The sequence below is a fragment of the Mesorhizobium sp. SEMIA396 genome (assembly GCF_024518615.1).
GTDB lineage: Bacteria > Pseudomonadota > Alphaproteobacteria > Rhizobiales > Rhizobiaceae > Mesorhizobium.
Genome location: NZ_JANIFC010000012.1, coordinates 176,812 through 189,399, shown reverse-complemented (window position 1 = coordinate 189,399; position 12,588 = coordinate 176,812). Strand labels below are relative to the sequence as shown.

9 protein-coding genes are annotated in these 12,588 nt (G+C 62.7%); 4 read left to right on the top strand and 5 right to left on the bottom strand.

Going from position 1 to position 12,588, the window contains the following annotated elements:
• Positions 1–50: 50 nt before the first annotated feature.
• A complete protein-coding gene (locus NP503_RS26365) occupies positions 51–1,640 on the bottom strand; it encodes a trimethylamine methyltransferase family protein (protein ID WP_127271378.1) in 1,590 nt (529 codons plus the stop codon).
• Between the two features lie 189 nt (positions 1,641–1,829).
• On the bottom strand, positions 1,830–3,323 hold the full coding sequence (locus NP503_RS26360; protein ID WP_027039660.1) for a PLP-dependent aminotransferase family protein: 1,494 nt from the start codon (positions 3,321–3,323) through the stop codon (positions 1,830–1,832).
• Positions 3,324–3,674: 351 nt separating this feature from the next.
• On the opposite strand from NP503_RS26360, the gene pgi reads away from it, so the two are divergent.
• Together pgi and NP503_RS26350 are read left to right on the top strand one after the other, a co-directional pair.
• The gene (gene pgi / locus NP503_RS26355) at positions 3,675–5,324 is read left to right on the top strand and encodes a glucose-6-phosphate isomerase (RefSeq protein ID WP_268931216.1); all 1,650 of its coding nucleotides are present in this window, start codon (positions 3,675–3,677) and stop codon (positions 5,322–5,324) included.
• 5 nt (positions 5,325–5,329) lie between these two features.
• Positions 5,330–6,052, top strand: coding sequence for an HAD family hydrolase (locus NP503_RS26350; RefSeq protein WP_127267316.1), 723 nt, complete (start codon positions 5,330–5,332; stop codon positions 6,050–6,052).
• A gap of 115 nt (positions 6,053–6,167) precedes the next feature.
• Here the strand turns inward: NP503_RS26350 and NP503_RS26345 are convergent, their stop codons facing one another.
• Positions 6,168–6,527 carry a helix-turn-helix domain-containing protein gene (locus tag NP503_RS26345; RefSeq protein WP_127267317.1) on the bottom strand — a complete coding sequence of 120 codons (360 nt, stop codon included), beginning with the start codon at positions 6,525–6,527 and terminating at the stop codon, positions 6,168–6,170.
• Between the two features lie 114 nt (positions 6,528–6,641).
• Here NP503_RS26345 and NP503_RS26340 point away from each other — a divergent pair, with 114 nt between their 5' ends.
• Positions 6,642–7,520 (top strand): NAD(P)H-binding protein, encoded by an 879-nt coding sequence (locus NP503_RS26340; RefSeq protein ID WP_127267318.1) that lies wholly within the window; start codon positions 6,642–6,644, stop codon positions 7,518–7,520.
• A 261-nt stretch (positions 7,521–7,781) separates the two neighbouring features.
• Here NP503_RS26340 and NP503_RS26335 read toward each other — a convergent pair whose 3' ends face one another.
• Positions 7,782–8,492, bottom strand: a complete 711-nt coding sequence (locus NP503_RS26335) for a methyltransferase (RefSeq protein ID WP_236383350.1) — start codon at positions 8,490–8,492, stop codon at positions 7,782–7,784.
• Positions 8,492–10,495, bottom strand: coding sequence for a long-chain fatty acid--CoA ligase (locus tag NP503_RS26330; RefSeq protein ID WP_127267319.1), 2,004 nt, complete (start codon positions 10,493–10,495; stop codon positions 8,492–8,494). The genes NP503_RS26335 and NP503_RS26330 overlap by 1 nt, the downstream gene beginning before the upstream one ends.
• Before the next feature lie 470 nt (positions 10,496–10,965).
• On the opposite strand from NP503_RS26330, the gene NP503_RS26325 reads away from it, so the two are divergent.
• A complete protein-coding gene (locus NP503_RS26325; RefSeq protein ID WP_127267320.1) occupies positions 10,966–12,558 on the top strand; it encodes an ABC transporter substrate-binding protein in 1,593 nt (530 codons plus the stop codon).
• Positions 12,559–12,588: the final 30 nt, after the last annotated feature.

Here is a 12,588-nt window from a genome sequence, read left to right as displayed (position 1 = left end):
CTGAATTGGTTCCGGGTGGTGGCTGTATGGCTGCACGAACTCGTCTCCGGTCAGGCGCCCATTTGCGTGCGCGGCAGGTGGATCAGGTTGCCGAAGCGGGCACGCAATCTGTCGTCGACCTGTTTTGGCACGTGGCGCGGAAATCGCTCGGCAAGAATGCGTTTCTTCTCGGTGATCGCACGCAGCAATATATCAGGCCGGCCTTTTTCGTTCCATTCCTTCGGCGAGGAACGATCGCCGAGGGCGGGATAGAAGTGCTCGGTCTGCATCAGCTTGAGCGTTTGTTCGTTGTCGAGATAGTGGCCCGGACCCTTGAGGCAGACCTCGGCGATGCTGTCGATCGACAGGGCCTCGTCAGTCACGTCGATGCCACGCGCGCAGCCCAGGCAATGACCGAGCATGTCGTTGTCGATGACCAGGCTTTCCAGGCAGAAGCCGAGCAGCGAGGCATGCATGCCGGCCGCCTCGTAGACGAGGTTGAGGCCGGAGAGGCCGGCCATCACATTGGTGATGCCCTTTTCGTAGCCGGACTGAATATCGGGCAATTTCGAATCCGTCATGCCGGCGGCGGAGCCACCGGGCAGGTCGTAGAATTGCGCCATCTGGGCACAGGCCGCCGTTGCTACCGACTGCTCGGCCGACCCGCCCGCCATGGCGCCGGTGCGCAGGTCCGACATGAACGGCCATGCGCCGAAGATCGCCGGATGGCCGGGCTTGAGCGCGTTGACATAGACCAGGCCGGCCAGCACTTCGGCCACTGCTTGCACGACGGCGCCGGCCATCGCCGCGGGTGCCGTGGTGCCGGACTGGCCGGTCGACAGCAGCAGGATCGGGATGCCGCCTTCGACGCAGGCCTCAAGCACGCCGCAGGCATCCTCGGCGAACTTCATTGGCGGCACGACGAATGAGTTGGAGTTGGAAACGAACGGCCGGGCACGGAAATTCTCCTCGCCGCCGGCGATGGCGTACAGCATTTCAAGCGCAGGCTTCACGTTCTCACGCACGGTGAAGGATGTTCCGACGTGCTTCGATGTTCCCATCACACAGGCATAAAGCGTGTTGAAATCCATCTCGAGCGGATCGGCGATGTCGCGCGCCACCATCGGCCGCTGGAAGAAATGGATGTTGTCCAGCCCGTCGACGATGCGGGCGGCATCATAAATATCCTGCAGCTTGGACTCGCGGTACTCGCGCTTCTCCAGATCCACTAGGTGCACGGCGATGCCTGCCGTGCCGTAGTGCACGCGCTTGCCCTGGACCACCATGTCGTGCCTGGGGTCCTGGCCATGAAGCGTGAAATGTCGTGCCGCTCGCTTGATGGTGTCGAGCACGAGCGCGCGCGGAAAGCGGACCCGGCCATCGTCGCCGTGGACCGCCCCCACCTTGGTCAGCACCTTTATGCAGGAAGGAATGGCGTTGGCGAAACCCACTGTCTCCAAAAGCGTCAGCACGCCCTCGTGGATACGCTCGCGGTCATCCCCGCGCAGCGGCCCGTAGCCGCCGCCCTCGATGGCCTTGTGCTGTGGTCTGGTATCCTCCACCAGGGGAGATGATCGCATGGCATGTCCTGTTTCGCGAAGACCGGAGCGCTGCGGACGACGGTTCGCCGGCGTGTCCTGCTGTTCGACAGCCACTGGCATGGAAGCACTCCACCTTCGTCGGCAGGAACTCGTGGCGGTTGATCCACCATCGGCCTGCTTCTTCCCCTGACGCCGACTATGCCGCTGGCACTGGCCCATCCTATGGGCCAGCTGGCCCAGTTCCATGTGCCAGAGCTAAAATACCGGAGCCGCTGCGAACGGCTCCGGTCACGAGAGATCGACGATGGATCAGGCGGCCGCGGGTCTGCGTCCGGCGGCCGTGGCCAGTTCGCGAATGCCTGGCTCGATGTGCTGCAGTGCGATCGACGAGATGCCCAGCCGCATGAAACGCGAAGGCTTTTCAGTGCGATCGAAGAAACGGTCGCCTGGCTCGATGATGACGCTGCGCGAGGCGGCTGCCTCGGCCAGCCCGCGCGAATCGGTGCCGCGCGGCCCTTCGAGCCACAGCGACGTGCCGCCGGCCGAATCGGTCGAACGCCATTCCGGCAGGAAGGCGGAAATCGCATGGACCAGCCGCTTGCGCCGCTCGTCGAAGGCTGAAGACAGCCGCCGCACCAGCGCCTCGTGGTGGCCGAGCGACAGGAATAGCGCTACGGCGCGCTGATTGTTGGCCGGCGGGTGACGCAGCATGAAGCGGCGCAGCGCCCTGAGCTCCGCGATCAGTCCGGCGGACGCCACGATGTAGCCGAGCCGCAGGCCCGGAGCCAGCGTCTTGGACATCGAGCCGACATAGACGACGCGGCCGGAGCGATCGAGGCTCTTCAGCGCTTGCTGCGGTGCCTCGTCGAGAAGCTGGCTGTCATAGCCGTCCTCGATGATGATCTGGTTGTAGCGGTTGGCGCGCGCCAGAAGATCCTGCCGCCGCTCCGCCGACAACGGCACCATGGTCGGGCAATGATGGCTTGGCGTGACGAAGACGAACCCGGAATCGTTGGCAATAGAAGTAGTTACGATGCCGGACTGGTCGACCGGCACCGGCTGTATCTCAGCGCCCGCAAGGCGGAAGATCGAGCGGGCGTCGGGATAGCCTGGGTCTTCCATCGCCACCTTGGAGCCTTTGGACATCAGCAGCGTCGCCAGCATGTAGAGCGCGTTCTGAGCGCCCAGCGTGACGATGATCTCGTCCGGATTGGCGAAGATGCCGCGCCGGGGCAGGAGCCGCGCCTGGATCTGCTCGATCAGCAGCGGATCGTCACGGTCGACCATGTCGGACGCCCAGTTACGGATTTCCAGCACGGCAAGCGCCATGCGGTTGCACTCGCGCCACTCGGCGGTCGGGAACAGCGCCGGGTCGAACTGCCCGTAGACGAAGGGATAGGACGACTTGATCCAGTTCTCGTGCTTGGCCGGCGGCGGCATGTCGCTGGCGGCGATCTTGCGGCGTGCCTTCCAGTCGATCTCGTTGGCCTGGTCGGGCGCCTTCTGGTGCGGCTTGGCCGGTGTCGCCAGCACATCGGGATTGACGAAATGTCCACGCCGCTCGCGCGCCACCAGGAAACCCTGGTCGACGAGCTGCTGGAACGCCAGCACCACGGTTCCGCGAGCCACGCCAAGTTTTTCGGCCAGGATCCGGCAGGAAGGAAGCGGCATCGAAGCGGCGATCTGGCGGTCGAGAATGGCGGCTACGATGGCTTGGCGGATCTGCGCCTGCAGGGTTTGGCCGGATTCAGCCGAAATCCGGAACAGGCCGGACCATATCGCCGTGTCGTTTCGCTGTGGCATGGGAGATTTCCTCGATGGCCAGCCTTTTTCGCTTGGCTGGACCAGCCGAACGTAACCGTGGCACAAGGGGTTGCGCCAATCAATTTTTCTGATCGTTGGGATTTATGCCAGTGATCCTTCACGTCCTTTTGATGCCGCGTTGCGCCATCCTGGGGTGACGCGGCGCCTCATCCCGGCGATGACACCGTACGTGACGTCTGCGTCATCGCCGCGTGACGTCTGCGTCATCGCTGGGGTGACGGTGTGCGTCATCGCTGCGCATTGAAACGGGTGGAGTTCGGCCCGATAGATTGTCGCGACGACACGCGCCGGAAACATCCGGTCCGTAATGATGGCTCGAGGTCTCGGAGTTTGGCAGTGGATCAATCGTCCTTTCAAAAACAGCTCGCCGCCTTGCGTGACCACCGCGCGGCGGCGCCCGCCAGCATGCGCCAGGCCTTCGCCGCCGATCCCAAGCGGTTCGTGGAATTCTCCGTCACCGACGGCGATCTGCTGCTCGACTGGTCGAAATGCGCGGTCGACGCGACCACCATGGAGCTGCTGGAAAAGCTCGCCCAGGCCGCCGATCTCGAAGGCCGCCGCGCCGCTATGTTCGCCGGCAAGAAGATCAACGTCACCGAGGACCGTGCCGTGCTGCACACGGCGCTGCGCAACCTGACCGGCAAGGGCGTCACCGTCGATGGCCAGGACGTCAAGGCTGACGTCATCGCCGTGCTCGACGCCATGGGCGCCTTTGCCGATGCCGTGCGCTCGGGCAAGGCGGCCGGCGCCACCGGCAAGAAGATCACCGACATCGTCAACATCGGCATCGGCGGTTCCGATCTCGGCCCGGCCATGGCGACGCTGGCGCTGGCGCCCTATCATGACGGGCCGCGCGCCCACTACGTCTCCAACATCGATGGCGCCCATATCCACGACACGCTGAAGGGCCTCTCCGCCGAAACCACGCTTTTCATCATCGCTTCCAAGACCTTCACCACCGTCGAAACGATGACCAATGCCGAAACCGCTCGGAAATGGGTGCAAGAAGCACTGGGTAAGGAAGCGGTCGGCAAGCATTTCGCCGCCGTCTCCACCGCGCTCGACCTGGTGGCCCGGTTCGGCATCGCGCCGGATCGCGTCTTCGGCTTCTGGGATTGGGTCGGCGGCCGCTATTCGCTGTGGGGCGCCATCGGCCTGCCGGTGATGATTGCTGTCGGTCCGCGGAATTTTCGCGCCTTCCTCGATGGCGCGCACGAGATGGACGAGCATTTCCGCACCGCGCCGGTGCAGGAGAACCTGCCGGCGCTGCTTGGACTGGTTGGCTGGTGGCATCGCGTCATCTGCGGCTACCCGGCGCGCGCCGTCATCCCGTATGACCAGCGCCTGTCCAGGCTGCCGGCCTATCTGCAGCAGCTCGACATGGAATCGAACGGCAAGAGCGTCACCCTCGAAGGCACAGAGGTGACGACGCCGACCGGACCGCTGGTCTGGGGCGAGCCCGGCACCAACGGCCAGCATGCCTTCTTCCAGCTGCTGCACCAGGGCACCGATTTCATCCCGGTCGAGTTCCTCGCCGCGGCGGTCGGCCACGAGCCGGAACTCAAACATCAGCACGATCTGCTGCTCGCCAACTGCCTGGCGCAGTCGGAAGCGCTGATGAAGGGCCGCACGCTGGACGAAGCCCGCGCCCAGATGCTGGCCAAGGGCATGAAGCCGGCCGAGGTCGACAAGATAGCGCCGCACCGCGTCTTCTCGGGCAACCGGCCCTCGCTGACCATCCTCTACCGCAAACTCGACCCACGCACCTTCGGCCGGCTGATCGCGCTCTACGAGCACCGCGTCTTCGTCGAGGGCACGCTGTTCGACATCAACTCCTTCGACCAGTGGGGCGTCGAGCTCGGCAAGGAACTGGCCACCGGCCTTCTGCCTGTCGTGGAGGGCAAGGAAAGTGCCGCCAAGCGGGATGCATCGACCGCTGGCCTTGTGGGATTCATCCACCATTTGCGTGGCTCGGAGTGAAAAGTTTGGCAGACATCAAGGGAATATTGTTCGACAAGGACGGCACGCTTGTCGACTTCAACGCCACCTGGCTCGGCGTTGCCGACTTCATGGCCATGGATGCGTCCGAGGGCGATCGCTGGAAAGCCGACAGGCTGCTGGCCGCCGCCGGCTTCGATTTCGCCAACAAACGCTTCAAGCCCGACTCGATCTTTGCGTCCGGCACCAATCTCGACGTCGTCGAATTGTGGTTTCCGCGCCTGTCCAACGAGGACCAGATGCTTGCGGTTGCCCGCTTCAACGAGATCACCTCTGTGCAGGGCTCGGCGATGGCCGTGGCGCTGCCGGGCATCGTCGACACGTTGACGGCCTTGCACAGGAAATCCTACCGGCTTGGCGTCGCCACCAATGATTCGACCAGCGGAGCGGAAAAGACGCTGGTGACGCTCGGCGTCGCCCAATTGTTCGACGCGGCCTATGGCTACGACGCGGTGGCCAATCCGAAGCCGGCGCCCGACACCATCCTGGCTTTCAGCGACCTCACCGGCCTCAGGCCGGCGGAGATCGCCATGGTCGGCGACAACAGGCACGACCTCGAAATGGCGCGTGCCGGCGGCTGCGGGCTGGCAGTCGGCGTGCTCTCCGGCACCGGCACCCGCGAATCGCTGGCCGGCATTGCCGATGTGGTCCTGGATTCGGTCGCCGACCTGCCGGATTTTCTCTCGGCGCGGGTCAAGGAGACGATCTGACGGCGGAGGCCGGGCAAATCAACTTGGGCTTTCCCGCCCACGGCTGAGATTGGTGGAAAGGAGACGGGCTGTTCCCTCAAAGGCGGACCTTGGTCCACCGCCAGATTTGGGACCGCTACGCACCTGCAGAAGGGCGCGATCGATTTTGCACGATCAGGGCTACCTCGGACGTATGATGAGTTCCCCATTCGCACAAGGGCGCGAGTACTCCGGCCAGGCTTTGACCAAAGTCGGTTAGTTCATACTCGACGTGCGGCGGCACCGTCTGAAAGTCAATGCGACGAATAACGCCATCATCCGTCAGTTCTTTCAGGTGCTGGATCAGCATTTTCTCGCTCACGTTGGTAACGAGCCTGCGGAGTTGACCGGTGCGTTTGGGCCCGCTGGCCAGATGATAGACGACAAGCGGCTTCCACTTGCCTCCAAGGATGGCAAGAACCGCTTCCAGGCCGCATTGGAAATTTGTCTCGGTCACGTCGATCTCCGAATTTTGGCACTTACCAAATAGTCGGTACTGGTTTGCAGGTCTGTTCTGACTTACCTGGATCGGACGACGGTGTCGATGTGCAAAAGCCCAAAGGAAATCACCATGGCCAAGATCCTCGTAACCGGCGCAACCGGCAATATCGGCCGAAAAACTCTCCAACATCTCCTGAAGCGGTTGCCCGCCAGCGATCTCGTCGGCCTGGCCCGCGATCCCGCCAAGGCGGCCGATCTGGCGGCCGATAGGATTGAGATCCGCCAAGGCGACTATCTCGACTATGACGGACTGGTGCGCGCGTTCGAGGGCATTGATAAGCTAATGCTCGTATCCGCCACGGCCTTTACCGATCGCAATACCCAGCACCAAAATGCCATTAGCGCAGCTCGGCAGGCGGGCGTTAAGCGCATCGTCTATATGCCGATCATCCACGAAGCAGGATCCGCCTTCACCTTGTCGGATATCACCGAGCAGGATCTGTTCGTCGAGGAAAAACTGAAGGCGTCCGGCCTAGCCTACACGCTCGTCCGTCATCCGCCCTTTATCGAGAGCATCCCATTCTACATCGGCGGAAACGCCCTGGAGACCGGGGTTCACGTGCCGGCTGGTGCGGGCAAGGCGGGCTATGCCAGCCGTGACGACCTAGCAGAGGCGCATGCCATTGTGCTGAGCCAAGACGGCCATGAATACAAGACATACTCGCTGTATGGCGATCCCGCCGTGTCCTTCGCGGATGTCGCACAGATCCTGTCGGATGTCAGCGGCAAGCGAGTGCCGTTTGTTTCCGGCTCGGATCACGATTACATCGCCCACTTAGTGGCGGCGGGTCTGCCCGAGCAGGCCGCCCGCTTCGCGCTTGTGTGGGTGCAAGGCATCAACGCCGGAGAATGGGGCGGCACGGCGGGGGATCTCGAGAAACTCTTGGGCCGCAAGCCGATGACAGCGGCCGAGTTCTTGCGGGCCAACCATGCGGCACTCCAAGCTTGAGACGGGGACCTTGAAGAACTGAGCGTTAGACAACGCAACATCGACATTGCCGGGGTGATGGCAGCAACGCGCCATCCCGCCGTTTTGCGACTCGCCGAGCCACCCTACGACGCCCGAATAACGCGCCTTGGATCATACCCCAATTTTGCGCCGCCGAATGTCAGCTCTGTATGGCTGCCTTCTGGCAGTCGTACTCACCTGACAAAGGTCCGGAACGAGGTCGAACCCGGCCATTCCGAGTGACTGGGATTGATCTCAGCGTCAGCGCTCTTCCGCCTCAAACGAAAAGACACCGCTCGGCTTGGTCGCAGCACCCTTCGCGTCGCCGAAATCCGGCACCTGGTATTCGGCGAGCAACCGCAGTCGGGACAGCGGCAGATCGTTGCGACGGGGATCGCCGACCAGCACGTCGATGCCGGCTGCCAGGCAGCGATCGAGGAACGGGGTGATGCGTAAAGCAACGTCGCACCCGTAGAAAACATCGCCTGCGAGCACGAGGTCAACTGCCGGCGGCGGGCCGGCGGTGATGTCTTCGCCTATTATTGTGATGGCAACGCCGTTGGCGACCGCGTTGAGCTCAAGAGCGGCAACGCCGTTGCGGTCGATCTCGGCGGCGATCACTTCGCGTGCCCCAGCCTTAGCTGCGGCGATGCCGACAAGGCCGGAGCCGGCACCAAGGTCGAGCACGCGGCGTCCCGCCACGGTTGTTGGATGGTCAAGGACATAGCGTGCGAGCACGGTGCCGCCGGCCCATGCATAGGCCCAGTAGGGCGGTTGTGGCTCCGGCGCGTCTTCCGCATCGTCTTCGGGCTCGACGAGCCGCCTCAATCCGCTGCCGGGGTGAGCTGTATAAAACTGGATTTCTGGAAGCGCAGGCACGGGGACAAGGCGCATGTTCGCCTTGATGAAGGTTGCCGGGTCGAGGCGTGAGCATCGATCCAGAGCATCGTTGTCGGCAAGATCGCCGTCCACTATTCGCGCAGTGCTCGCCGCAGGATCTTGCCGACCGGCGTCTTCGGCAGCTCGGTCCTGAATTCTATGTATTTGGGCCGCTTGTAGCCGGTCAGGTTCTCGCGGCAGAAGGCGGTGAGCGTCTCTGCGGTCAGCGCCGGATCCTTCTTGACCACGAACAGTTTCGGCACCTCGCCCGAATGCTCGTCCGGCACGCCGACCGCCGCCACTTCGAGCACGCCCGGATGCATGGCCACGACTTCCTCGAGCTCGTTCGGATAGACATTGAAGCCCGAAACCAGGATCATGTCCTTCTTGCGGTCGACGATCTTGGTGTAGCCGCGCTCGTCCATGAAGCCCATGTCGCCGGATTTGAAGTAGCCATCCTTGGTCATCACCTTGGCGGTCTCATCGGGCCGGTTCCAGTAGCCCGCCATCACCTGCGGTCCTCGGATGCAGACCTCGCCGACCTCGCCGAGCGGCAAATTGTTGCCGTCGTCGTCGCGGATGGCGATCTCGGTCGAGGGCAGCGGCAGGCCGATGGTGCCGGTGAAGTCGCCGGCGGTGAACTTGTTGGCGGTGGCGACCGGCGAGGTTTCCGAGAGGCCGTAGCCTTCGGTGACCGAACAACCGGTCAGCGTCTTCCAGCGTTCGGCGACGCCCTTCTGCACCGCCATGCCGCCGCCCAACGTCAGCACCAGCGGCTTGAAGTCGAGCTTGCGGAAATCCTCATTGTTGAGCAGCGCGTTGAACAGCGTGTTGAGGCCGGGAAAGATGTGCACCGGATACTTCTGCAGTTCCTTGACGAAGCCGGGAATGTCGCGCGGATTGGGAATGAGCACATTGCGGGCGCCTTGCTGCATGCCCATCAGTGCGTTCACGGTCAGCGCGAAAATATGATAGAGCGGCAGCGCGCAGATAAAGTTGGGGTGCGCCGGTTTCGGCTTGATCGTGTAGGCGTCCTCCATCCACTGCGCGTTCTGCGCGACGTTGGCGAGCACGTTTCTGTGCAGCAGTGTGGCGCCCTTCGACACGCCCGTGGTGCCGCCCGTATATTGCAGGAAGGCGACATCGTCTGCTTCCACCTTGGCCGGCTTGAAGCCCATGCCGGCGCCGGCCTTCATGGCGGCATTGAACTTGACATGGCCGGGCAAGGACCATGCCGGCACCATCTTCTTCACGCGGCGCACGACGAAATTGACGATGGTGCCCTTCAGGCCGCCGAGCATGTCGCCCATCGCGGCGACCACCACATGCTTGACCGCCGTCCTCGCGATCACCGCCTGCAAGGTGTTGGCGAAGTTTTCCAGGATGACGATGGCTTGCGCACCGGAATCCTTCAACTGGTGTTCGAGCTCGCGCGGCGTGTAGAGCGGATTGATATTCACCACGACATAGCCGGCGCGCAAGATCGCCATCATCGCCACCGGGTATTGCAGCACGTTCGGCATCATCAGCGCGACGCGCGCGCCTTTCTGCAGGCCCTTCGATTGCAGGTAGGCGCCGAAGGCCGCCGACAGCCGCTCGACATCGGTGTAGCTGATGGACTTGTCCATGCAGGTGAAGGCCGGCTGCGCGGAAAACTGCTTGCAGGCGCCGACGAGGAAATCGCCGATCGAGCTGTAGGGCAGGGCGCCGATCTCCGCCTGCACGTTTTTCGGATAGCTCTTGAGCCACGGCTTTTCCGGCAAGCCGGCGGCCAGCGCCGTCAATGCTTTCGGCAATCGGTTGGCGGTGGCGGCGGCCGGCCTTGCCGCCGGTGGGGCCTTCACCGCCGCCGCAGCCTTCGACGCCGGCCTGACAGCAGGCTTTGCCGCACCCGCTTTACTCCCCGGCGCCGTCTTTCCGGCCGCGGCCTTGGCCGGGGCTTTCACCGCCGGCTTTGTGCTTGCCCTTACGGGCGCCGCGGCCGCCTTCGGCGTGGCGACTTTGGCAATGGGTGCTTTCGGCTTGGCAGTACCGGCTGCTTTCGACGGCGCCTTGGCTCCCGCTTTCACCGTCGTCGTCCTTGATGCTTTTGCCACCCGTTCCTCCCTGGACAAGTTTGTTCATTCGCGCCGCGCTCGCCCCTGAATTGACCTCGCCTCTGAATTGACAAGGGCGCCCTCCGCTGCGGCCGTTATACCCTATGTATTGCCTCCCTTGGTGACCGTGCAAGTCTTGCCCTTGCGGCAACACGGCGAAAGATTTTCCGTCGAAAGTCCTTGCCGCCGCCGGCGCTGCCAAATGGTGTCCTGGCGCATCCCTCGGCCGCTCGGAAGCGCGGGGAACATTTATGTCGTCAGCTTGGCGATCAATAAAAAAATTCGGTTGTTAATAATCTCGTGAATGGAAGAAACTGCTAATTTTTTCTGCAATCTGGCAAAATAGCGGATTTTTTTCCTGCTTCCCGCGGGGTAAGCAAACGGGGTGTTCCAAAGCCGGAAAAACGGTGCTTATATGCGCGCTTCGCGAGCCTGATAGAGGGGCTTGGAAGAACATCAGGGAGTGCTCAATGAATAAGAAGCTGACTTTTGCAGCCGCGTTGCTGGCTGCAAGCGTCCTGGGCGGCGTGGCCAATGCGAAAACTCTGGTCTACTGCGCGGAAGCTTCGCCGGAAGGTTTCGATCCGGCGCCGTATACCGCAGGCCAGACGTTCGACGCGTCATCGCGCACCGTCTTCAACCGCCTTGTCGAATTCGATCACGGCAAGACGACGACCTCGCCGGGCCTGGCCGAGAGCTGGACGATCTCCGACGATGGCAAGGAATATGTCTTCAAGCTGCGCAAGGGCGTCAAGTTCGCCGCGACCGACTATTTCACCCCGACGCGCGACTTCAACGCTGACGACGTGGTGTTCTCGTTCGAACGCCAGGTCGACAAGAACGGCCCTTGGTTTCAGTACATTCCGGGCATTGCATACCAGTATTACAATGACCAGTTCGGCGAAAACATCGCCAAGGTCGAGAAGGTCGACGACCTGACGGTGAAGTTCATCCTCAAGGAGCCGGCGATCACTTTCATTCCAACGCTGGGCATGGATTTCGCTTCGGTCGTCTCCAAGGAATATGCCGACAAGCTGCAGGCCGACAAGACGCCTGAGCTGTTCAACCAGAAGCCGATCGGCACCGGTCCGTTCATCTTCGTTGACTACCAGACCGACGCCGCCATCCGTTACAAGGCCAACCCGGACTATTGGGGCGGCAAGCAGAAGATCGACGATCTGGTCTTCGCCATCACCACCGATCCGGCGGTGCGCGCGCAGAAGCTCAAGGCCGGCGAATGCAACATCATGTCGTACCCGGCACCGGCCGACATCGCCGGCCTGCAGGCCGATCCGAACCTGAAGGTCGAGGAGCAGGAAGGCCTCAATGTCGGCGCGCTGATGTACAACACCCAGCAGAAGCCGTTCGACGACGTGCGCGTCCGCAAGGCGCTCAACATGGCCATCAACAAGAAGGCCATCATCGACGCCGTCTTCCAGGGCGCCGGCCAGGTGGCGATCAATCCGATCCCGCCGACCATGTGGTCCTACAACAAGGAAGTGAAGGACGATCCTTACGATCCGGATGCAGCCAAGAAGCTGCTTGAAGAGGCCGGCGTCAAGGACCTCAAGATGAACGTCTGGGCCATGCCGGTGTCGCGCCCGTATATGCCGAACGCGCGCCGTACCGCCGAACTGATCCAGGCGGACTTCGCCAAGGTCGGCGTCACCGTCGAGATCGTCAGCTACGATTGGGGTGAATACCTCAAGCGCGCTTCCGCGGTCGATCACGACGGCGCCGTCATCGTCGGCTGGACCGGCGACAATGGCGATCCGGACAACTTCCTCGGCGTGCTCCTGAGCTGCGCTTCCGTCGGTTCGAACAACCGCGCGGAATGGTGCAACAAGGACTTCGATGCGCTCATCAACAAGGCCAAGACCGTTTCGGACCAGGCCGAGCGCACCAAGCTCTATGAACAGGCACAGGTCATCTTCAAGGAACAGGCACCCTGGGCGACGCTCGCTCACTCCAAGGTGTTCATGCCGATGCAGAAGACCGTCACCGGCTTTGCGATGGATCCGCTCGGTATCCATCGCTTCGACGGCGTCGATATCGCCGAATAAGGTTGCGATACGGGGGCGCCGCCACTTGGT